The organism is Streptomyces sp. NPDC059477, assembly GCF_042749375.1.
In the GTDB taxonomy this organism is placed as follows: domain Bacteria; phylum Actinomycetota; class Actinomycetes; order Streptomycetales; family Streptomycetaceae; genus Streptomyces.
Window position 1 is genome coordinate 25,860 of record NZ_JBHYUG010000038.1, and the last position, 21,082, is coordinate 46,941.

At 71.1% G+C, this 21,082-nt stretch carries 25 protein-coding genes and 1 pseudogene; 25 read left to right on the plus strand and 1 reads right to left on the minus strand.

Annotated features, from left to right (window positions below; genetic code table 11):
* The first annotated feature begins 308 nt into the window (after positions 1 to 308).
* The 23 genes and pseudogenes from ACFXAZ_RS20305 to ACFXAZ_RS20415 form a co-directional block, all read left to right on the plus strand.
* Entirely contained in the window at positions 309 to 728 is a 420-nt protein-coding gene (locus ACFXAZ_RS20305; RefSeq protein WP_384592811.1) for a hypothetical protein, read from the plus strand.
* 70 nt (positions 729 to 798) lie between these two features.
* Complete coding sequence (locus ACFXAZ_RS20310) at positions 799 to 1,326, plus strand: helix-turn-helix domain-containing protein (protein ID WP_384592814.1); 528 nt, start codon at positions 799 to 801, stop codon at positions 1,324 to 1,326.
* Positions 1,316 to 2,548: a PBSX family phage terminase large subunit gene (locus ACFXAZ_RS20315; protein WP_384592817.1), complete on the plus strand. Its 1,233-nt coding sequence runs from the start codon at positions 1,316 to 1,318 to the stop codon at positions 2,546 to 2,548. Before ACFXAZ_RS20310 ends, ACFXAZ_RS20315 begins: the two co-directional genes overlap by 11 nt.
* A gap of 13 nt (positions 2,549 to 2,561) precedes the next feature.
* Positions 2,562 to 2,738, plus strand: coding sequence for a hypothetical protein (locus tag ACFXAZ_RS20320; protein ID WP_384592820.1), 177 nt, complete (start codon positions 2,562 to 2,564; stop codon positions 2,736 to 2,738).
* Complete coding sequence (locus ACFXAZ_RS20325; RefSeq protein ID WP_384592823.1) at positions 2,725 to 4,206, plus strand: phage portal protein; 1,482 nt, start codon at positions 2,725 to 2,727, stop codon at positions 4,204 to 4,206. Before ACFXAZ_RS20320 ends, ACFXAZ_RS20325 begins: the two co-directional genes overlap by 14 nt.
* A 20-nt stretch (positions 4,207 to 4,226) precedes the next feature.
* The gene (locus ACFXAZ_RS20330) at positions 4,227 to 6,446 is read left to right on the plus strand and encodes a phage minor capsid protein (protein WP_384592826.1); all 2,220 of its coding nucleotides are present in this window, start codon (positions 4,227 to 4,229) and stop codon (positions 6,444 to 6,446) included.
* Positions 6,447 to 6,450: 4 nt separating this feature from the next.
* Positions 6,451 to 6,615 carry an Rmf/CrpP fold protein gene (locus ACFXAZ_RS20335; RefSeq protein WP_384592829.1) on the plus strand — a complete coding sequence of 55 codons (165 nt, stop codon included), beginning with the start codon at positions 6,451 to 6,453 and terminating at the stop codon, positions 6,613 to 6,615.
* Between the two features lie 105 nt (positions 6,616 to 6,720).
* Positions 6,721 to 7,347, plus strand: coding sequence for a hypothetical protein (locus tag ACFXAZ_RS20340; RefSeq protein WP_384592831.1), 627 nt, complete (start codon positions 6,721 to 6,723; stop codon positions 7,345 to 7,347).
* Between the two features lie 21 nt (positions 7,348 to 7,368).
* Entirely contained in the window at positions 7,369 to 8,373 is a 1,005-nt protein-coding gene (locus ACFXAZ_RS20345; RefSeq protein ID WP_384592834.1) for a major capsid protein, read from the plus strand.
* A 12-nt stretch (positions 8,374 to 8,385) separates the two neighbouring features.
* Positions 8,386 to 8,619 carry a hypothetical protein gene (locus tag ACFXAZ_RS20350; protein WP_384592837.1) on the plus strand — a complete coding sequence of 78 codons (234 nt, stop codon included), beginning with the start codon at positions 8,386 to 8,388 and terminating at the stop codon, positions 8,617 to 8,619.
* A gap of 3 nt (positions 8,620 to 8,622) precedes the next feature.
* On the plus strand, positions 8,623 to 9,003 hold the full coding sequence (locus tag ACFXAZ_RS20355; RefSeq protein ID WP_384592840.1) for a hypothetical protein: 381 nt from the start codon (positions 8,623 to 8,625) through the stop codon (positions 9,001 to 9,003).
* Positions 9,000 to 9,317 carry a hypothetical protein gene (locus ACFXAZ_RS20360; protein ID WP_384592842.1) on the plus strand — a complete coding sequence of 106 codons (318 nt, stop codon included), beginning with the start codon at positions 9,000 to 9,002 and terminating at the stop codon, positions 9,315 to 9,317. The genes ACFXAZ_RS20355 and ACFXAZ_RS20360 overlap by 4 nt, the downstream gene beginning before the upstream one ends.
* Entirely contained in the window at positions 9,314 to 9,667 is a 354-nt protein-coding gene (locus ACFXAZ_RS20365) for a hypothetical protein (RefSeq protein ID WP_384592845.1), read from the plus strand. The genes ACFXAZ_RS20360 and ACFXAZ_RS20365 overlap by 4 nt, the downstream gene beginning before the upstream one ends.
* A complete protein-coding gene (locus ACFXAZ_RS20370) occupies positions 9,660 to 10,073 on the plus strand; it encodes a minor capsid protein (protein ID WP_384592848.1) in 414 nt (137 codons plus the stop codon). Before ACFXAZ_RS20365 ends, ACFXAZ_RS20370 begins: the two co-directional genes overlap by 8 nt.
* 11 nt (positions 10,074 to 10,084) lie before the next feature.
* The gene (locus ACFXAZ_RS20375) at positions 10,085 to 10,558 is read left to right on the plus strand and encodes a phage tail tube protein (RefSeq protein ID WP_384592851.1); all 474 of its coding nucleotides are present in this window, start codon (positions 10,085 to 10,087) and stop codon (positions 10,556 to 10,558) included.
* Positions 10,555 to 11,031: a hypothetical protein gene (locus tag ACFXAZ_RS20380; protein ID WP_384592855.1), complete on the plus strand. Its 477-nt coding sequence runs from the start codon at positions 10,555 to 10,557 to the stop codon at positions 11,029 to 11,031. The genes ACFXAZ_RS20375 and ACFXAZ_RS20380 overlap by 4 nt, the downstream gene beginning before the upstream one ends.
* A 256-nt stretch (positions 11,032 to 11,287) precedes the next feature.
* Positions 11,288 to 13,687: a phage tail tape measure protein gene (locus tag ACFXAZ_RS20385; protein WP_384592858.1), complete on the plus strand. Its 2,400-nt coding sequence runs from the start codon at positions 11,288 to 11,290 to the stop codon at positions 13,685 to 13,687.
* Between the two features lie 2 nt (positions 13,688 to 13,689).
* Positions 13,690 to 14,571 (plus strand): phage distal tail protein, encoded by an 882-nt coding sequence (locus ACFXAZ_RS20390; RefSeq protein WP_384592861.1) that lies wholly within the window; start codon positions 13,690 to 13,692, stop codon positions 14,569 to 14,571.
* A gap of 12 nt (positions 14,572 to 14,583) precedes the next feature.
* Complete coding sequence (locus ACFXAZ_RS20395) at positions 14,584 to 15,636, plus strand: hypothetical protein (RefSeq protein ID WP_384592864.1); 1,053 nt, start codon at positions 14,584 to 14,586, stop codon at positions 15,634 to 15,636.
* 338 nt (positions 15,637 to 15,974) lie between these two features.
* On the plus strand, positions 15,975 to 17,069 hold the full coding sequence (locus tag ACFXAZ_RS20400; protein WP_384592867.1) for a hypothetical protein: 1,095 nt from the start codon (positions 15,975 to 15,977) through the stop codon (positions 17,067 to 17,069).
* Between the two features lie 2 nt (positions 17,070 to 17,071).
* On the plus strand, positions 17,072 to 17,884 hold the full coding sequence (locus tag ACFXAZ_RS20405; RefSeq protein ID WP_384592870.1) for a hypothetical protein: 813 nt from the start codon (positions 17,072 to 17,074) through the stop codon (positions 17,882 to 17,884).
* Position 17,885: 1 nt separating this feature from the next.
* Positions 17,886 to 19,427 (plus strand): hypothetical protein, encoded by a 1,542-nt coding sequence (locus tag ACFXAZ_RS20410; protein WP_384592872.1) that lies wholly within the window; start codon positions 17,886 to 17,888, stop codon positions 19,425 to 19,427.
* Positions 19,428 to 19,493: 66 nt separating this feature from the next.
* Positions 19,494 to 20,000 (plus strand): annotated as a pseudogene (locus tag ACFXAZ_RS20415) (glycoside hydrolase family 25 protein); the annotation flags it as partial.
* Here the strand turns inward: ACFXAZ_RS20415 and ACFXAZ_RS20420 are convergent.
* Entirely contained in the window at positions 19,985 to 20,311 is a 327-nt protein-coding gene (locus ACFXAZ_RS20420; protein WP_384592875.1) for a hypothetical protein, read from the minus strand. The pseudogene ACFXAZ_RS20415 and the gene ACFXAZ_RS20420 overlap by 16 nt on opposite strands.
* On the opposite strand from ACFXAZ_RS20420, the gene ACFXAZ_RS20425 reads away from it, so the two are divergent.
* Together ACFXAZ_RS20425 and ACFXAZ_RS20430 are read left to right on the plus strand one after the other, a co-directional pair.
* Complete coding sequence (locus ACFXAZ_RS20425) at positions 20,299 to 20,559, plus strand: hypothetical protein (RefSeq protein ID WP_384592878.1); 261 nt, start codon at positions 20,299 to 20,301, stop codon at positions 20,557 to 20,559. The two genes, ACFXAZ_RS20420 and ACFXAZ_RS20425, sit on opposite strands and share 13 nt — an antisense overlap.
* A gap of 31 nt (positions 20,560 to 20,590) precedes the next feature.
* Positions 20,591 to 20,980 (plus strand): winged helix-turn-helix domain-containing protein, encoded by a 390-nt coding sequence (locus ACFXAZ_RS20430; RefSeq protein WP_384592881.1) that lies wholly within the window; start codon positions 20,591 to 20,593, stop codon positions 20,978 to 20,980.
* Positions 20,981 to 21,082 lie beyond the last annotated feature (102 nt).

Sequence of the window (21,082 nt, forward strand, 5' to 3'; positions counted from 1 at the left end):
GCCCCTCTCCCGTCCGGTGGGTCCCCCCGGCCCGCCGCGGTTCACACCCCCGGGGGGGCCGCGCCGCGCCGCGCGTCCGGACGCGGGCCGTCGTGCGCGCGGGCGAGGCCGTCGGACAAGACCAGTTGCGCCGTTATCGTTCCGTGACCTATTGTTGGACCCGTCTTCGGCGTGCCCGCATACGGACGCCCTACCTCGAACGCCCCGCCGCTCCCCCCGGCGGGGCGTTCGTATGCCCCCCCGCAACCGTTCCCCGCCTGTCACACGTCCCTCTTACGTAACGCTTACCAACCGTGGGGGGACAACCCGTGAAGCACCGCGCCACCGCCTTAACCCTCGCCGCCGTCGCCGCCCTCGCAGCACTCACCGCGTGCAGCAGCAGCAATGACGACGCCTCGGCGAAGAAGTCGGCGCCACCGGCCGCGCCCGAATCCGTGAGCGCGAGCGACGCCGCCGCCGCTCTGCACGACGCCGGCATTCCGGCGGAGCCGACCGGCCAGACGCGCGCCGCCCTGCTCGCCGCACTGCGCAAGGTCAGTCCCGACCTGGTCGCGGACGAAGACAAGGCCATCGACAACAGCCGCAACCAGTGCTCCGCCATCAACGGCGGTTCAGCGAAAGTCGATTGGGCCGCTCAACAGCGGTTCGGTACCAGCTCGCACGAGGTGAGCGAGGCCGAGGCGAAGCAGATCAACACCGCGCTTGCGACGTTCTGCAAGACCGCCTGACCCAATCCCCCGACGGCCCGGCACGCCCTGTGCGCCGGGCCGTTCGCATGCCCGCGGGAGGTGACCGCCCGTGGGACGCCCCATCGACGACGCCGACCGCGAGCAGGTACGCCGACTGCACGCCCAGGGCAAGAGCCGGAACGAGATCGCGCGGGCGATCGAGCGGTCGCCCTCGACCGTGTCGAAGATCGCCGCAGCGTGCGACCCGCCGCTCACGTTCGACCGCGCCGCCGAGGTCGAGACCGCCACCCGCGTGCGCCGTGCCGACCTCGCCGCGCGCCGCGCCGACCTCGCCGTCACCCTGCACGACGTCGCCGAGCGCGAAATCGGCCGGATGACCGAGCCACACCTCTACTTCGAGTGGGGCGGGAAGGATCACACCTACGCCCAGAAGTGGCAGGACGAGCCGACCCCCGCCGACCGGCGCACCATGATGGCCACCGCCGGGGCCGCCCTCGACCGGTCCCTCAAGCTCGCCCCGCCGCGCGACGAGGCCGGCGAGCGCTCCCGCTCCGTGATCGGGCGCCTCATGGAAGGACTCGCCCGCAACTACGCCGAGCGGCACAGCAGTTCACCGGACGGCGACGATGACGAGTGACCTCGGTCTGTCGCCGAAGCAGGTCGATTCGATCGTCGAGGCCGCCGCGTTCCTCAACCTGTGGGAAGGCAGCGTTCGTAGCGGGAAGACCATTGCGAGCCTGCTCCGGTGGTTGGGGTACGTCGCCGACCCGCCGACCGGCGGCGAGCTGGTCATGGTCGGGCGCACCCGCGACAGCCTCGCCCGGAACGTGTTCGGCCCGCTGATGAACCCGGACGTGTTCGGCGAGGTCGCCCAAGACGTCCAGTACACCGCCGGCGCCCCGACGGCGACCGTCCTCGGCCGCACCGTGCACGCCCTCGGTGCCAACGACGCCCAGGCCGAGCCGAAGGTTCGAGGTCTGACGTGCGCCGGCGCGTACGTGGACGAGGCGACCACGCTCCCCAAGTCGTTCTTTGACCAGCTCACCGCACGGTGCAGCGTGCCGGGGTCGAAGATCTTCGCGACCACGAACCCGGACAACCCGAATCACTGGCTACGCCGCGACTACCTGCTCAGGCCGGAAGAGGCCCGGCTCAGGTCGTGGCACTTCCAGTTGGACGACAATCCCGGCCTTGACGACGAGTACAGAGCCCGGATCAAGTCGACGCACACCGGCCTGTTCTACAAGCGGAACGTTCTCGGTCTGTGGGTTCAGGCCGAGGGCGCCATCTACGACATGTTCGACGAGTCCGAGCACGTCGTCGACACCCTGCCGGCCATGCGCCGGTACTGGATCGGCATCGACTACGGCACCGTGAACGCCACCTCGGCGATCCTGCTCGGCGAGGGAGTCGACGGCCGGCTGTACGCGTGTGCCGAGTGGCGCCACGACTCCCGCACCGCGCAACGGCAGATGACCGACGCCCAGTACAGCGCCGCGCTGCGCACGTGGGTTGCCGAGCAGGGCGTCGCTCCCGAGTGGACGTTCGTCGACCCGAGCGCGGCATCGTTCATCACGCAACTGTGGGCCGACTCGTACGAGGGCGTTGCCCGCGCCTCGAACGAGGTCGTTGACGGCATCCGGTCCGTGGCGAGCCTGCTCGGTGCCGGTCTGCTGCGGATACACCGGTCGTGCGAGGGACTGCTCGACGAACTGCCCGGCTACGTATGGGACACGGCCGCCGCCGACAAGGGCGAGGACAAGCCCGTCAAGGTCGCCGACCACTCGTGCGACGCACTGCGCTACGCCGTGCATTCCACCGCCCACGAGTGGCGGCACCTGCTCACCCTCGCCGCATAAGGAGGCCGCCGCCATGTCCGCAGCGCTCACCCTGCCCGTACGCCTCACCGTCGGCGAGCACACCGTCGAGGTAGGGGAACTGTCCCTCGCCCCCGGCGAGGAGGTACGCCCCGCCCTCGCCGCCCTGTTCCGCAGCGCCGCCGAGGCGTTCGAGACCGAGCAGGAAGGGGGCGGCGATGGCACTCCCTGACAATGGCGCAGCGTGGCCGCCCCCGTCGTGGGCCCCGCACTTCGACACGATGCGCATCGACGACGCGTGGTACAGCGGCGACCGAAAGCGCCTCGGCCGCGTCTATACCAACCACCCGCGCCCCGCCGAGCGGCGCCGTCTGTGGGGGCGCCGGTCGTTCGAGCACCGCCTCGACCGGCGCGACCATCGGCTACACGTCCCCCTCGCCGGCGACATCGCCGCGACCTCGGCCGCCCTGCTGTTCTCCGACATGCCGACGATCGCCGTCGAGGACACCCCGACACAGGAACGCCTCGACCAGCTGCTCGACGAGGGCCGCGCCCAACAGGTGTTCCTCGGCGCCGCAGAGCAGGCCGCCGCCCTGTCCGGCGTCTTCCTGCGGGTGACGTGGGACCGCGACCTAGTACCGCGCCCCCTGCTCACCGTCATGCAGCCCGACGGAGCCGTACCCGAGTGGCGGTTCGGCCTGCTGCGCGCCGTGAACTTCTGGCGCGAACTGGAAGGCTCGACCACCTCGACCGTATGGCGGCACTTCGAGCGGCACGAGCCCGGCCGCATCGTGCACGCGCTGTATGAGGGGACCGCCGACAACGTCGGCCGCCGGGTGCCGCTCACCGAGCACCCCGACACGGCCGACCTGGTCGACAGCCTCGACGCCGACGGCGACACGATCACGACCGGCATTCAGCAGCTCACCGCCGCGTACGTCCCCAACGTGCTGCCCAACCGGCTGCACCGCGGTTCACCGATCGGACGCTCGGACTACGCGGCCCCGATCTACGACCTGTTCGACAGCCTCGACGAAACGTGGACATCGTGGATGCGCGACATCCGCCTCGCCCGCGCCCGTTTGATCGTCCCGGACGGGTACATGAGGAACGAGGGCGCAGGCCGCGGGGCGTCGTTCGACGACGACCGCGAAGTCTGGCACTCGTTGCGGATGCCGCCGAACGAGGGCGCCGGAATCACCCTGAATCAGTTCGACATCAGGGTCGAGGAGCACCGCAGCACCACCGAGGCGATCACACGCGAGGCCGCCCAGTCGGCCGGCTACAGCCCCCAGTCGTTCGGCCTCGACGGTGACGGAGCGCCGGTCACCGCGACCGAGGTCGACGCCCGCGACGCCCGGAGCATGGTCACCCGCCGGAAGAAGGCCGGCTATTGGCGGCACGCCGTCGCCGACATGTGTCATGTCCTGCTGCTGCTCGACGCGAAGCTGTTCGGCAGCAGGATCACGCCCGACCGGCCGCGCGTGGAGTTCGGCGACGGCGTCGCCGAGTCCGCCGAGCAGACAGCGACCACGCTCGACCTGCTCAACCGCGCCGGGGCCGTCAGCACGGCAACAAAGGTGAAGATCCTTAACCCGACGTGGGACGACACCGCCGTACAGGCCGAAGTGCGGGCGATCCTCGCCGAGACCGGCGCCGCCGCGCCCGACCCCGTCGGCGACTTCCCCCTCGCCGCTTAACCGCCGGGGGAGGTGAGCCGATGCCCATTCATCCGGGCATGGTCGAAGACCTCGCCGACACCACCCGCGACCTGTACGCCGCCGCCGAGGAACGGCTGTTGGGCATCATCGCCCGGCAGCTCGCCGACGGCCTCGACGCGCCGGGGTGGGTCGAGCGGAAGCTCGCCGCCGTTCAGGCCGTGCGCCGTGCCTCACAGGGCGTTGTCGACGAACTCGGCAAGGCGATGTCCCTCGACGTGTTCGACGCCGTCGCCGAGGCGTACAACGAGGGACACCGCGCCGCGGTCGCCGAAATCGGCGCCCTGTCCGACGACGGCCGCCGCCTGGTCGACGACGTCACGCCGAACGCTCAGGCCGTCGACCGGCTCGCACAGGAAACCGTCGACCGGCTCACCGCGACGCACCGCTCGATTCTCCGGGCGGTCGACGACCAGTACCGGACGGTCGTCGCCGAGGTCACCGCAACGCCCCTGCTCGGCACCGGCACCCGCCGACAGGCGACGCAGGACGCCATGCGCCGGTTCGCCGACCGGGGTATCGCGTCGTTCACGGACCGCGCCGGGCGCCGTTGGCAACTCACCTCTTACGCGGAGATGGCCGTACGGACGTCCGTCGGCCGCGCCGCGACCGAGGCACACGCCCGCACGCTCACCGAGGCCGGCGTCGACCTGGTCATCGTCTCCGACTCCCCGCGCGAGTGCCCGCTGTGCCGCCCGTGGGAACGCCAGGTGTTGACCGTGGGCGGGCCGGACGGCGAGCGCACGGTCGAGGCCGAGCACGCGACCGATGACGGCCGCACGGTCCGGGTGAGCGTCGCCGGTTCGCTCGACGAAGCGCGCCGCGCCGGTCTCCAGCATCCGAACTGCCGTCACAGCGTGTCCGCGTACACCCCCGGCATCACGCGTGTGGAGGACGCGACCAGTGACCCCGCCGGCTACGAGGCAGGGCAGCGACAGCGGAAGATCGAGCGGAACATCAGGCGATGGAAGAACCGCGAGGCCGCCGCCGTCACCCCCGAGGCGCAGCGCGCCGCCCGTGCGAAAACGCGACAGTGGCAGGGCGCCATGCGCGACCACCTCGCCGCACACCCCGACCTACGCCGGCTGCGGCACCGCGAGCAGCCGGGCGCGTCCAACCTCCCCGCCCCGCGCACCGAGCCGACGCCGCAGCAGGTCGACGCCGCGCGCGTGTGGTCGGGCGACGACCAGTCTCTACGGGAGATGAGCGACGACCAGCTCGCCGCCGCCGAGGGTTCCCGCCTGCTCGACGACCGCGCCCGCGCGCGGATCGCGGCCGAGGCCGACCGCCGCGACCTCGACGACCTGCTCGACCGCGTACGGCCCGGCGGCACCCTCGCCGACGACCTGCTCGCGTTCAGCGACAACGACCTCGCCCGCGCGTTCCCCCACCTCGACGACAGCGACGCACTGCGCGTCATGGCGGAGATGGACCGCCGCGACCTCGCCGCCCGGCTACCGGGCGTGCGGCGCGACCTGGTCGGCCTGTCCGACCACGACCTCGCCGCCCGCGCCCGCACCGCCGGACCCGACGAACGCGCCGCCCTCGACGCCGAGGCCCGCCGCCGCGACCTGCTCGCGACGTACTTCCCCGGCGGGAACCTCGCCGCGGATCTCGCGGACGTGGGCGACGACGCCCTCGCCTGGTGCATGCAGTACGCCACCAACGACGAACTACTTCGGATCGCCGCCGAGATGGACCGCCGCGACGCCGTCGAACTGCCGCCGCCCGCCGCGACCGGCAACACCGTTGACGACCTGCTCGCCGACCGCGACGCCCTCGCCGAAGCGATGGGCCCCGCCCCGGACCCGGAGACATGGGGCACCCTCGCCGACGACAACGCGTTCGCCGAGGAGTTGGCCGCCGCCATCGCCGCCGACGCCGCGCGAGGGGTGACCGAGGAGACCGCCCGCCGGGTCACCCGCGCCGAGGCCCGCGCCATGTACGAGGAGTACGTCTATCGCCAGTACCTCGCCGCCGAGGACGCGACGAACGGGTATCTCCTCAACAAGAAGGCCAAGGCCGCCGGGATCAATCCGGCTGAACTCTTCTCCGGTCCGGCTCGAATCGCGTACGCGCGGGCGAGCGACGAACTGAAAGAGTGGTGGGCCGAGCACGGCCGGCTGACACAGGCCGAGTTCATCGAGCAGGTGACCGGCCGCGAACAGCGATGGGCGACCGGGGCGCGTCATAACGAGTCCGACCAGCAGAACAAGAGGTGAGCACGTGGGGACGCGTGAGGACATCGTGCGGGCCATCACGGAGGGAGCCGAGGCCGGACGCCGCGGCGACGACGTGAGGACATGCCCGTACCCCCGTGACTCCCTGCTGCGTACGGGATGGATCAAGGGCTATGCCCGCGAACGTCCCGCGACGGCCGCCGCCGAGTAACCCACCGACAGCACCACCCCGAGGGGGCCCGCCATCCGCGCGGGCTCCCTTTTTTCATGCCCTGACGCCCGCCCCAGCGGGCCCAAGCGCACCAGGAGTGCACCCATGACGACCCCGGCCCCGCCCTCGACCGCGCCGAGCGGACAGCCGCAGGGCGACCCCGTCGCCCCGCCGAGCGGACAGCCGACCGGCGCACCCGCGCCCGCCCCGACCGCGCCGCCGACGCCCGCCGCCGTACCTCAGCAGCAGCCCGCGCCGGTCGCCCCCGCGCCGGTCCCGCAGCCGACACCCGCCGCACCGGCCGTACCCGCACCGGCCCCGCCCGCCCCCGCCGAGCAGCCGCAGCCCCCGCAGCCGGCACCGGTGACACCCGCGGTCGAGGGCGACATCAGCCGTCTGCCGCAGTGGGCACAGCGCGCCCTCACGGAAAGCCAGACCGCGGCCCGCACCGCCGCCGTACAGACCGCCGTTCTCCAGACCGCGCCGGCCGCGGGCGCCGACCCGCTCGCCCTGCTCGACTCCGTGTCCTTCCGCGCCGCGGTCGAGGCGATCGATCCGAGCGACACCGCCGCACTGACCGCCGCCATCACCGCCGCCGTCACGGCGAACCCCCGTCTCGGCACCCCGGCGACGGGACCGGCCCGCGGCGGCGCCGAGTTCAACGGGCCGCCGACCGGCGACAAGCGCCCGGCCACCCTCGCCGACGCCATCGCCGCCCGATTCAGCAGCTAACCCCAGACAGGAGCAGCCCCCATGCCCGTGACCCTCGACGAGGCCAAGCAGAACGCGACCGACGATGTCGACGTTCAGGTCATCGACGAGTTCCGCAAGGAATCCGTTCTACTCGACTCGCTCGTCTTCAACGACGTCGTCAACCCCGCCGGCGGAGGCGACACCCTCAGCTACTCGTACCGCCGGCTGATCACCCAGCCGACAGCGAGCTTCCGCAAGATCAACACCGAGTACGCGCCGAGCGAGGTCAAGACGCAGCGGTACAGCGTTGATCTCGCCGTCCTCGGCGGTAGCTTCCAGGTCGACCGCGTCGTCTCCCGTATCGGTCCGGCAGCGTCCAACGCGGTCACGCTCAACATGCAGCAGAAGATCAAGGCGACCCGGACCAAGTTCCAGGACGCCGTGATCAACGGAGACAGCGCGGAGGACGAGGATTCGTTCGACGGCCTCGACAAGGCCCTGTCCGGCAGCTCGACCGAGTTCCGCCTCGCCACGGTGACCGACTGGACCGACTTCGACACCGACCCGCGCGCCGAACAGAAGGCCCTCGACATCCTCGACGAGTGGCTGTCTCTGCTCGACGGCGCCCCGTCGCTGGTCATCGGCAACAGCACCGCCCTTGCGCGCGTGCGCGCCCTCGCCCGCCGCGCCGGTCAGTACACCCGTGACCCGGTCGACGGCCTGATCGGCAACAACGGCCGTCCCATCGTGCGCGAGAGCTACGGCGGGATCACCTTCGTGGACCCCGGCGAGAAGCCCGGCACCTCCGCGCCGATCATCCCCATCGAGAACCGCACCGTGGGCGGCACGGCCGCAACCGGCCTCACCGACCTCTACGCGGTTCGGATCGGCCTCGACGGATTCCACGCCGTGGCCACCGTGGGCGGGCAGCTGGTGAACACGTGGCTTCCTGATTTCTCCAGCGCCGGCGCCGTGAAGACCGGCGAGGTCGAGATGGGGCCGGTCGGCGTCGTCCTCAAGGCGACCAAGTCGGCGTCCGTGTTCCGCAACATCAAGGTCAGGTGACCCATGTACCAGGTGACCACTCCCGTAGCGGAGTTCAACGGATGCGTTGCGGGGGTGTGGTTCGCCGACGGCGAGGCCACCACCGACAGCGAGGGCGCCGTCGCCTACTTCCGGCGCCACGGCTACACCGTGACCCCGCTCGACGACGAGCAGGCCGACGGCGACCCGCCGGGCGATACCGGCACGACCAGCCCCGACGGCCCGCAGGCGACCAAGCCCGCGGGCCGTCCCCGTTCCAAGGGGTGATCCGTGGGCCGTGTCTACGCCACCCCCGAACAGGTGTGGACCGGCCAGCCCCCGGCGGACGCCGACCGGCTGCTCGCGCGGGCGTCCGAGGACATCGACGATGCCCTGTTGACCGCCGTCTACCGCACCGACAGCGCGGGCATGCCGACCGATCCCAAGGTCGTGACCGCCCTCGCCGAGGCCGTGCGCGCACAGATCGAGTATTGGGCCGCCACGGGCGACGACGGCACGGGCGCGGCCGGCCGATGGGACAGCGTCTCTATCGGCCCCGTGTCCCTGTCCGGCCGCAAGGACCCACCGGCCGCCGCGGGCGACGTCGACCTCGCGCCCCGCGCGCACCGCGCCCTCACCCGCGCCGGACTGCTGCCGGGGGTGATCTGGTGAACGTCCCCGAGTGGCTGCTCGTCCACCGGATCACCATCGAGCCGTACCGCGGCGACAGCGCGTACGGCCCGACGTACGGCCCGCCGGTCGCCGACGTCCGTGCCCTGGTCGCCGAGACCATCAAGACCGTGCGCGACCCCCAGGGGCGCGAGGTCACATCCACCGCGCAGATCATCGCCGCCCCCGACCTCGACTGTCCGGCCGAGTCGCGGATCACGCTCCCCGACGGCCGCACCACCAAGGCGATCAGCATCGCCCGCCACACCGCGCCGGGTCTGCCCGTGCCCGCCTGCACGGAGGTGAGCGCCGAGTGACCGCCCGAGCCCGCCTCACATGGAACGGCGCCGCCGCACTGCGCGGCACCCGCGCCGGAGCCGTCCGAGGTCTGCGCCTCGCCGCCGAACACGTCCTCGAACGCGCCCGCTCCCGCGTGCCGATCGAAGAGGGCACCCTCGAACGCTCCGGCGTCGCCTCGGTCGACGAGGAAGCACTCACCGCCGCCGTCAGCTTCGACACCCCGTACGCCGTCAGGCAGCACGAAAACCTGACCTACCGGCACGACAGCGGCCGGTCGGCGAAGTACCTCGAAGGGCCGTTGACCGAGCAGGCCGACACGGTCGCCGCCATCATCGCCGCCCAGGTGCGGAGGTCGCTCCGTGGCTGACCTGCTCGACGGCCTCGCCCGCCACCTCGACGCCCTCGGCCTGGTCGACTACGACCCCACCGGCACCGCCGGCGATCTGTTCGTCGAGACCATGCCGCCCGCGCCCGACGCCGCCGTGTCCCTCGCCCTGTACGACGGAGCGGCCCCCGAGTCCCGCGACGACGCCGAGCAGCGCCGGCTACAGGTGCGCGTGCGCGGCGGGCCCGACCCGCGCGTCTCCCGCAACCGCGCCGAAGCCCTGTACCGCGCGCTGCACGGCCTCGCCGGCGTGCAGCTGCCCGACGGGACATGGCTCACGCTCGCCGCCGCCCGCGGCACCCCCGCCCCGATGGGCGCCGACAGCACCGGCCGTCATGAGCACGTCGTGAATTTCGACCTCGACGTCTCCGGCCCCGCACTCACGTAAGGAGTTCCCGCATGGCAGGCAGCAGCCGGCCCATTGACGCCCGCGGATGGCTGTTCGAGGTCGAGGACGCCGGCGCGTCCACGGACACGTGGCTTCCCCTCGCCGGCATCAACACCTTCACGCACTCCCCCGGGGAGAACGAGGAAACCGTCGACACGACCGTGTTCGAGAGCGACGGCCAGTACGAACAGGACGTCATGCAGCGCGGCGCCTCGCTCACGGTCGAAGGCCAATACCGCATCGACAAGACCACCAAGGCCCAGGACCCCGGACAGGCGTACATCGACCACGTGTGGACGAACCGCCTCGGGTTCGAGTCGCGCAACCGGATCAGGTGGCGCCACGAGACACAGACACAGTGGGTCGTGTGGGACTCCACCGTCACGCCCGGCGAGCAGGGCGGAGGCAACAACGACAAGACGAGTTGGTCGGCCACCATGACCAGGTGCGGCGCCGCGACCACGGAAGCAGTGGTGAGCCCGTGACCGACCTCGACCTCGACCTCGACGACGAGCAGCAGCTCGCCGACGGCGCGGGTACCGCCGACTTCGACGCGTTTTTCGCCGAGGAGTCCGCCACCCGCCCGCGCCAGTCCCTCACCCTGTACGGCACCAAATACCGGCTCCCCGAGGCACTGCCACTCCTGTTCACGTTGCAGATGGAGCGCGTACAGCACTCCAGCGACGCCAACGACGTACGGAAGATGCTCGCCACCCTCTTTGGGGCCGACGTCCTCGACACGTGGGCCGAGCACGGCATGGACGACCGGCAGCTCGGCGTGGTGCTGATCTACTCGGCCGCGAACATCCGCCGTCCCGGCAGCTGCACCATGCAGCGCGCCGCCCAGCTGTACGAGCAGCAGGAAGCGGGAAAAGCCGCAGCGCCGAACAGGGCGCAGCGCAGGGCAACCCCGAAGAAGAAGCCGAAGAAGGGGCGGAGTTCTGGCAAGCAGTCCTGACCCACTGGACCGCCGTCGAGGGCGACCTCGCCCGCGAGTACAACCTCGCCGCCCGTGACCTCGCCACCCTGTCCACCCGCCGGTTCCTCGCCCTGGTCGCCGGTCTGCCGGGCGAGTCCGGGTTCGCCCGCGCCTGGTCGCGCACCCCCCGCAAGGTGACCAGCGCCGCCGAGATCGCCGCTATCACCGGCATCCCCGCCGCGTAGCCGCACGCCGGCGACCGCGCCGGATGACCCCCGACGGGAGGTGATCCGGCGTGGCCCTCACCGTCGGCGAACTGCTCGCCACGATCGAGGTCGACGACCGCCCGGCCGCCGCCGGCATGCAGCGCACCGAGGACCGGATGCGCACGACCGGCCTACGGCTGGTCACCGACGCCGACAGCGCCGGCCAGCAGGCCGGCGACGCGATCGGCGACGGCATGGCCGACGGCAGCGACCGCGCCGCCGACGAGGGCGCCGGGGCGTTGAAGGCGTTCGGATGGGCCGCCGTCGGCGCCACCATCGGCGCCGCCCTGGTGACCGGCGTAGGGCAGGCCCTCGAACAGAGCAAGATCCCCGGCGAGATACAGGCCCAACTCGGCACGACCGGGCCCGTGGCCAAGAAGTACGGCGAGGCCGCCGGCGACCTGTACGCCGGGGCGATCGTCGACTCGGTCGAGGAGGGGGCCGAGGCCATCAAGGGCATTGCCCGAAACGGCCTGCTGCCCCCAGAAGCCACACAGACCCAGGTCGAGACCCTGGGAAAGCAGGTCGCCGACACCGCCGCCGTCATGGGCGAGGACGTCAGCAAGGTAACCCGCGCCGTCGGGACCATGCTGAAAACCGGCATAGCCGACTCGGCCTCGGAAGCCCTCGACGTATTGGTCAAGGGCACGCAGAACGGCGTGAACGTCGCCGAGGATCTGCTCGACACGTACGCGGAATATCCGACGCAGTTCCGCGACCTCGGCCTCGACGCGAAGACGTCCATGGGCATTCTGCAACAGGGGTTGCAGGGCGGAGCGCGCGACGCCGATATCGTCGCCGACGCGCTAAAAGAACTGAATATCAGGGTCAAGGATGGTTCCGGGGCCGCAGGACTTAAGGCACTCGGCCTGAATGCCGACCAGATGGCCGCGGCATTCGCCAAGGGCGGGCCGCAGGCAAAGGCGGCACTGGATACCATCGCCGACCGGCTACGGGCGGTAAAGGACCCCACCGAGCGTTTCCGGCTGTCTCAGCAGCTGCTCGGCACGCAGTCGGAAGACCTGTCGCGTGCCCTGATGAACATCGACCCGAGCAGCGCCGTAAACGCCCTCGGCAAGGTCAAGGGCGCCACCGACGCCGCGGGCGACGCGATGCGCGACAACGCCGCGACGAAGTTCGAAATGTTCAAGCGCGGCGCCATGCAGGCGCTCGTGAACGTCATGGGCAAGTACGTCGTGCCCGCGCTCACGACCGGCGCCGACTACGCCCTCAAGTTCGGCAGGGGCGTTGCCACCGCGGCGGGATTCGTCTCCGACCACTCCACGGAGTTCACGACCGCCGCCGCCCTGATCACGGCGTTTTTCCTGCCGACGCTGGTCGCCCTCGCCGCACAGGCATGGACGACGTCAACGGCGGTCGTAGCCGGCTGGATCGCCCAGGGCACCGCCGGAGCGGGCGCCGCAACGTCGTTCCTCGCCGCGAACGCGACGATCCTCGCCGGCTGGATCGCTCAGGGCGCCGCAGCGGTAGCTACCGCTGCAAGCGTGGTGGGCGCGTGGATCGCCATGGGCGTACAGGCCACGATCCAGGCCGCCCGCATGGCCGCAGCGTGGATCGTGTCCATGCTCCCGGTCGCCCTGGTGATCGCCGCCGTTGTCGGCCTGGTCGCGCTGATCGTCGCCAACTGGGATTCCATCGTCAAATACACCACGCTTGCGTGGGACTGGATTTGGAACAAGATCAAATCCGTCGGTCAGTTCCTGCTAGACCTGTTCCTGAAGTGGACGATTGTCGGAATCGTCATTTCACATTGGGACGCCATAAAAACCGGCACGCTGAATGTCTGGAATGCCGTCGTGGCGTTCGTCAAGAGCCTGCCTCAGAAGCTGATCAACTTCTTTTTGAACTGGACCCTTCCGGGCCTGATTCTCAAACACTGGCAGAGCATCAAAGACGGCACGGTCACCAAGGCGACGGAACTTGTCAATTGGGTGCGTGGACTTCCGGGAAAGATATCGTCCGCCCTCGGCAGTCTGAAAACCCTTCTCTACGACAAGGGAACCGACCTGGTTCGCGGCCTGCTCAAGGGTGTTCAGTCGATGGGCAGTTGGCTGAAATCTCAGCTGATCTCATTCGCGAAAGAGATGATTCCGGGGCCGATTGCAAAGGCACTCGGAATCGGTAGCCCTTCCAAGGTGATGGCGCGCGAGGTCGGCCGTTGGATTCCCGCTGGCGTCGTCGCCGGTATCCGCGCCGGACAGGGCGCCCTCGACCGCGTCATGTCCACGCTGGTCACTCCGCCCGCCGTTCCCGCCCTCGCGGGGGCGGGCGCGGGCGGGTACGGCTCGCCGTTCGCCGCCGCCTCGACGGCCCCGGCGGTGCACGTCGAGCACTGGCACGCCGCCGAGAACGGCACCCCTGACGACAACGCCCGCGCCCTCGCGTGGCTGGCCAAAGCGAGGGGGTGACCGTGGCCGCTGGTGACCAGGTGACCCGCCCCGGGCACGTCCAATACGGCGACCTGCTGCTCGGCCCCGGCACCCCCTACGGGTGGCGTTCGATCGGGGGTTGGGAGGAACTTCCCGCCCTCGACTCCGGGACCGTGGCGCGGTCCGACGCGCACGGCGCGTTCCCCGGCCGACTGCTCGCCCAAGCCCGGACGATCACCCTCGACGGCCTGCTCGTCCGTGCCCCGCGCGCCACGATCGGCGCGGTGGTCGCCGCCCTCAACGGCGGCACGGTGCCGGTCGACGACGAGCGCCCGCTCGTCGTGTGGCTCGACGAGCGCGGGCCCCTGCTCGCGTACGCCCGCGCCACCCGGCGGGCGATCCCCGCCGGCCTCGGGTACCGCCTCGGCACCATCGTCGGCGGGGCGATCGAGTGGCAGGCCACCGACCCGCGCCGGTACGAACTCGCCGAACGCACCGTGTCGGCGACCCTGCCCGTGTCCGAGGCCGGTCTGTCGTGGCCGCTGTCGTGGCCGCTCCCGTTCGGCAACCCGGGCAGTACCGGCGCCCTGTCGACGACGAACGCCGGCGACGCCGAGACCCACCCCGCTGTGGAGTTCCGAGGGCCGGTGACTCGCCCGTCGCTGACGAACCTCGCGACCGGCGACGCGATCGAGTACGACATGCCGCTCGCCGCTGGCGACGTGCTCACCGTCGACACCCTCGCCGGGACGGTCGTCCTCAACGGCACGGCCTCGCGGATCTACACCGCGACCTCCCGCTCGGTGCCCGAGCAGACGTTCACGCTCGCCCCCGGCACCGCTTCCCTGATCTTCCGCGCGGCGCCCGGCAGCAACGACCCGACGGCGTCGGCGACCGTGCGCTACCGCTCGGCCTACTGGTAAGGAGAACCCACCGTGACCGTGCGTTCCGCATGGCTGCTGCCGCTCACGCAGACTCGCGAGGACACCCGCCTTACGCCGGTCGGCACCTACGCGCCCGAGTCCGAGATGCGCACCCGCGACGGCGTGATCGCCGGCGGGAACCCGTTCGCCGCGACCAGCGCCGGGGCGATGTCGCTACAGATCGGCGTCGGCCGCGCTCAGGTACAGGGCACCGACGCCCAGGGCGCCTACCCGGTAGCGGTCGACGCCCCCGTAACCCTCACTTTCACCGACGGCGAGGCGCAGTTCGCCCGTATCGACTCCGTCGCCCTGCGCGTGTACGACCAGCTGTTCGACCAGGCCGGCCAGAACCTCGCCTCGGTCGAGATCATCCGCGGCACGGGGTCGGCGACCCCGACCGCGCCGAGCATGCCCTCGGCCTGTCTGCGCCTGTGGGACGTGACCGTGCCCGCCGGCGCCTCGGCCGGCGTGGGCGGTATCCCCTGGTCGTCGGCCCTCGCCGACCGGCGCCGCTTCACCTCCGCCTACGGCGGGATCATCCCGCGCGGGTACGGCCTCGCCTTCAACGGCGCGTACGACGGCCAGTACCGCGACAACGGCGCAGGCCTCGACCGCTGGGACGCCGCGGCCGGCGCGTGGGAGCAGTACCCCGCCACCCCGACCCGCCCCATGGTGACCGCGCAGGCCGCCGACCCGCCGCTCAACCAAACCGGCGCGTTCGTCGACTTCACCGCCGCCGCCTGGCCCCGCATCACCTTCACCGTGCCCCCGTCCGGCGCCGTGTTCATCACCGTCGGGGGACAGGTGTCCAACCGCAACACCACCGCCGCCACGGCATGGATGACGTGGCGGGCGACCGGCGCCTACACCGAAGCCCACGGCGGAGCGAACGGGATCAGCGCGCAGGCCGGCCGTGTCATCGCCTCGCGCCGTGTCTACCGCCCCGGCCTCACCCCGGGCGGTCAGGTCACGCTCATTCCCGGTTGGAACATCAGCAGCGGCAGCAGCACCGGCACCGACGTGTTCGTACGCGACGGTCAACTCGTCGTCGAGTTCGTGCCGTAGCCACTGCTGATCATTCACCCGATCGCCCAGTAAATACCTATCAGGGCAGCACACACGGCCACGGTGCCCCCAAAGGCAATGCCTGCACGTTGAAGCGCATCCGGCCAGTCAGCCCCTCCCGATCGCGCACCCCATGCGGCGACCACTGCTATCAGGATCGCCAACATCACCACGAGACCTACCCCCAACAGGCGCACAGTCCTTCTGCTCGGCATCTTCGACTCTCCACCGCTCGATCGTTCACCCGTTCGCTTGGCGACCTAACGAGCTAGCAGCAAAAGCGGACACCCAACCGGACGGCCATTTCTCGCCATGCTGTGCGCGGTAAGGGGTGAATCTTGTCATCCCCCTACCGCTTGCTGTTCTGTGATCTGCGCTCCGACCAGCTGCTCGACGCGCTGCCCGTACAGGGCGTCGCCCTCGACGACTACATAGGCAAGACAGGCCGGTTGACCGGCACCGTGCCGATTCCCAACCGCGCCATTGCCGAGCGGGCCCGGCGGGCGATCGTGCCCGGCCGAACGGCCGTGTGGGTCGAGCGCGGGCGCGACATCTGGTGGGGCGGCATCCTGTGGACGCTCGCCCTCGCCTCGGACGCCCGCGGGTTCCTCGGCGCGCAGATTCAGGCCGGCGGGTGGGAGTCGTACCTGTACCGCCGGCTGTTGTTCGATACCCAGGTCGCCGAGCAGGTCGACCAACTCGACATCGCGCGCGGCCTGGTCGACTACGTGCAGAACACACCCGGCGGGAACATCGGGGTCACGTACGACACCGCCGTTTCCGGCGTGCTGCGCGACCGTACGTACCTGCGCTACGACCTCCCGACCATCGGCGACCTGCTCGACGACCTCGCCGCCGTCGAGGACGGGTTCGAGTGGCGCATCGCGTCGTTCCGAGACGCCGACGGCCGCCGAGTCAAACAGCTTCAACTCGGACACCCCGTCATCCGCGCGGGCGCCGCCGAGGTCGTGCTCGACCACCCCGGCCCGGTCCTGTCCTACACGTGGCCGGTCGACGCCACCGGCCAGGCGAACGCGTGGCAGTCCCGCGGCGCCAGCGTCAACAGCAACCAGGCGCAGGACAGTTACCCGCTCACCTCGCCCGTGCTGGTCGACGACGCCGATATCGCCGCCGGCTGGCCGCGCCTCGACGGCAGCAGCGACTACACCACCGTTGAACAACAGGCCACTCTCGACGCGCACGCCCGCGCCGACTGGACCGCCGCCCGCAACCCGGTGCAGATACCCGAGGTCGAGGTGTTGCTCGGCGGCACGATCACGCCGGCCCTGCTCGGCGCCACGATCCGGCTCCGCATCCGCGACCTGTGGCATCCCAACACGCTCGACGCCCGGTACCGCGTCGTCGGCCTGTCCATCACCCCGCCCGAGCGAGGCCGCCCCGAGACGGCCCGCCTGTACCTGGAGGTTCCCTAGCCGTGGCGTACGTCCCGCAGGACGTCCTCGACCGCCTCGCCGCCCTCGAACGCGAGGTACGGCAGTTGCGCGGGCGGGCGCAGATGCGGCCCGCCCTCAATCAGGTGCTGAACGGCGATGTGGTGATCGGCGAGGGCGGGCGCCTGTTCGTCCGCGACCCCGACGGCACGCCCGTGTTCGAGACCGGGCAGTCGCCCACCGTCGGCGACTACTTCACCGCGATGCGCCGCGACACTGGCGACGTCGCGTTCGCCATCGGTGCCAACTCCTACCCCGACGACGACGCCCCGCGACAGATGGTCCGTATCTGGGACCGCAACCGGAACGTGGTCGTGATGGATGACTACTACTCCGACGAATTCCTCGGCCGGCCGTGGATACCGGTCCAACTCCACCCCACCGAACGGCAGTCGTACACCGGCACCACGTATGAACCGGCATGGGTCGGCACCAGCGCAGCCCATAACGCCGTCCTGTACCTGAACCTGACGACGTACGCCAACACCGGCGGGGCGCAAGTGCGCGTTGTCCTCACACACGACGGCGTCGAGACCCAACTCGACCAGTGGGATTGTGCGGCCGGCGCATGGACCGGCCGCACCATCGAGCACCCGCTCGACGGCCTGCAATTCCTGTCGTACTTCACGCTGCGGATCGATCACCGCGCCAAGTCAGCTAGCCAGAACTGCGAAACCCGCCTGTACTCCGCGTACACCCGGAACACCTTCACCGAGGACGAGGCGCCCGACGTGCCGGTCACGGCCACCGCGAACGCCTCGACCGCCGCCCCTGCCGTGTCTGCCGAGGGGGTGTGATGTGCTCCCCGAGGGCATCCCCACCGTCCGCGTAACCGGACGCTTCCTGTTCCCCGACGGCCGCCCCCTGTCCGGGCAAGTCGTCTTCCGGGCCCCGAACTTGCTCACGTTCGGCGCGTACGACGTGATCCTCGGCGGGCCCGTCACGGTCCCGCTCGACGCCACGGGCGCGTTCGAGGTCGAGCTACCGGCCACCGACGCCCCCGGCATGAACCCGAGCAGCTGGTCGTACTCGGTCGCCGAACAGCTCGCCGGCGTGTCGATGAACCGCGTCTATCAGGTCCTCTTGCCCGCCGAGGCACCCGAGGTCGACCTCGCCGACATCGCGCCCACCGACCCAACGACGCCGAACTACGTCGCCGTACGCGGCGACAGCGCGTACGAGGTCGCCGTCGAGGCGGGGTTCGTGGGTACCGTCGCCCAGTGGCTCGCCTCCCTGGTCGGCCCCGCCGGCGCACGAGGCGCCACAGGTGCCACCGGAGCGACCGGCGCCACTGGAGCGACCGGCGCGCAGGGACTTCAGGGCCCCCAGGGAGCAGCGGGCGCCCCTGGTGTGGTGCAGTCCGTCAACGGGAAGTCCGTCGCCGCGGTCGTCCTCGCCGCCGCCGACGTGGGCGCCGTCCCGGCTACGGGCGGCACGTTCACCGGCCGCGTGATCGTCAAGGGCGACGGCACGAACAACGTCGCGGAATGGCAGGACTCAACCGGCGTCATCCGCACCCGAGTTGGGCCGAACGGCAACCTCGTTGCCTCGGCCGTCGCCTACCTCGCCAACTCGGTGCAGTTGGGAGCCACAAGCGCGGACGTCGGCGGGGGCGTGGGCGTGCTCGGCATCACCAACGCCGCCACGGTGCCCGCCAGCAACCCGACCGGCGGGGCGATCCTCTACGCCGAGGGCGGCACGTTGAAGGTGCGCCAGGCCGACGGAACCGTGTTCGCCCTCGCCGCCGCGCCGGTTACGTCCGTCAACGCCAAGACGGGCGCCGTCACCCTCGCCGCGGCCGACGTCGGCGCCGCCACGGCCACCCACACCCACACCGCGGCCGACGTGGGCGCCGTCGCCACCGGCACGGCTGTACTGCTCACCGGAGCCCAGACCGTTGCCGGGAACAAGACGTTCAGCGGCAACGTGATCGTTCAGGGCGTCGGACAGACACAGGCCGTCGTCAAGGCCGCGGACACCTCCCGCACCAGTACCGCCACGGTCGCCGCCGACACGCACCTGACGTTGCCCGTAGTCGCCAGCGCGACATACATCGTCGAGGCCGTTCTCGTGTGGACCAACGGGGGCGGAGGCTTCCGCGCCGACTGGTCGGCACCGAGCGGCGCAACGATGGTGTGGACCGACAACGACGGCGCTGGCGCGGCCGACTTGGGAACCGACCTGACGTTCAGCGTCACCACCGGGACCACGTTCCAAGGCGCATTGGTCATGAGCACCACGGCCGGAAGCCTCACCCTTCGGTGGGCACAGAGCGCGTCCAACACCGCCGCAACGGTCCTGCTCGCCGGCTGCTATCTGAAGCTCGAACGCGTCGCCTGACGCCCCACACCCCGTACGCCCCGCGCACCGCGCCGGGCGTTTTTTCATGCCCAGGAGGCACCCCGTATGACCAGCACCTCGCGCGGCCTCGACGTGTCCGCGTACCAGTCCGCCCAGGACTGGAAGGCTCACAAGGCCGACGGCCTCACTTTCGCGCTCGCCAAGGCGACCGAGGGGGAGAAGAGTCACGACGCCCGGTTCGCGACCCACATCAAGGGCATACAGTCCGCCGGCCTGGTCGCCGGCGCGTATCACTTCGCGTGGCCGAACCAGTCCGCGACGAAGGAGGCCGCGAACTACATCGCCGCCGTCAAGGCGTACGCCGGCCCCGGGTTCCTGCACTGGCTCGACCTTGAGCGCTACAGCGACGGCCGCAACTATCAGGGCCGGACCGCCGCCCAGATCAAGGCGTACGCCACGGCGTGGATCGCCGCGGTGCAGAAGGCGTTCCCCGGGCAGGTCGTCGGCATCTACACGTCCGCCTCGGACATCGCCGCCGGGCACGTCCCGTCGGGGGTGCCCCTGTGGTACCCGGCCTATCCGTGGGGCGCGGCGACCTACGCCCGAGCAGAGGCCGCTACCCGGCCCAAGCCGAGCGGGCGCACCGTGACGTTCTGGCAGTTCACATCGACCCCCCTCGACCGGAACATCGCGTACCTGTCCCCCTCGGCACTGCGCGAGTGGGCCCAGGGCGACGCCGCCGACGACGAGCCGGCGAAGTACACCCCGCCGAAGTTCCCGACCGGCCTCGCCCCGAACAAGGCCGCGCCGTCGCCGCCGGCCTCGCCCGCGTCATGGCCCTGCCCGCCGTCGAGCAGCTGCTCGACCGCGTCGGCCTCGGCCTGGTCGACGACGACCAGGGCGGTACCGCGTGACCCAACCACCCCCGCCCGAGCAGTCGGTCGCCGTCGAACTGGAGAAGCTACGCGGCACCATGGCCGAAGGGTTCGCCCGAGTCGACGGTTCCCTCGCCCTGCTCGTACAGCGTGGCGACCAGACCGACCGGCAGATCGCCGACCACGACCAGCGCCTCGACGCCCTCGAACGCGCACGGTGGCCCCTGCCATCCGTGGCCGCCCTGGTCGGCGCCCTCGGCCTCGCCCTGTCCCTCTGGCAGTTCGCCCGCCAGTGATTACGGCCGTCGAGCGTGGAATCCTGCTCCTGTGACCACGCCGAAGTACCGCGAGATCGAGAACGCCCTACGCGAACGCATCGCCGACGGCACGTATCCCCCCGGGTCAGCTCTGCCGTCCGAGGATGCCCTCGCCGCCGAGTTCGGCGTAACGCGCCCGACCGTACGCGCCGGCCTCGCCGAACTACGGGCTACGGACGCCGTGACCGTCATCGCCGGCCGCGGCGCGTTCGTACGCGACCCCGAACTCACCGCGCTACGGCGCGAGCGAGATGTCGCGTGGGACATGGCCAAGCGCGAGGCCGACCGCGCCGGCGAGGCCGAGGCGACCGTACGGCGCGTGCTCGCCCTCGCCGGCATGTTCGAGGCCGAAGGACAGACCGAGACCGCCGCGCGCATCCGCGCCACGCTAGAACCGTAGGCATCGACCACACGCCCCCGGGGCGGGGGCGGGGGCGGGGGCGGGGGGGCGGCCGAGGCGTGGGGGGGGGGGGGCGCCGCGGACGGAGGGCGCCACCCCACC

Bases quoted from the DNA above. Each gene is read 5' to 3' on its own strand.
- ACFXAZ_RS20315 (WP_384592817.1), top strand. From the start codon at position 1,316: ATGACGAGTGACCTCGGTCTGTCGCCGAAGCAGGTCGATTCGATCGTC.
- ACFXAZ_RS20320 (WP_384592820.1), top strand. From the start codon at position 2,562: ATGTCCGCAGCGCTCACCCTGCCCGTACGCCTCACCGTCGGCGAGCAC.
- ACFXAZ_RS20325 (WP_384592823.1), top strand. From the start codon at position 2,725: ATGGCACTCCCTGACAATGGCGCAGCGTGGCCGCCCCCGTCGTGGGCC.
- ACFXAZ_RS20330 (WP_384592826.1), top strand. From the start codon at position 4,227: ATGCCCATTCATCCGGGCATGGTCGAAGACCTCGCCGACACCACCCGC.
- ACFXAZ_RS20340 (WP_384592831.1), top strand. From the start codon at position 6,721: ATGACGACCCCGGCCCCGCCCTCGACCGCGCCGAGCGGACAGCCGCAG.
- ACFXAZ_RS20345 (WP_384592834.1), top strand. From the start codon at position 7,369: ATGCCCGTGACCCTCGACGAGGCCAAGCAGAACGCGACCGACGATGTC.
- ACFXAZ_RS20375 (WP_384592851.1), top strand. From the start codon at position 10,085: ATGGCAGGCAGCAGCCGGCCCATTGACGCCCGCGGATGGCTGTTCGAG.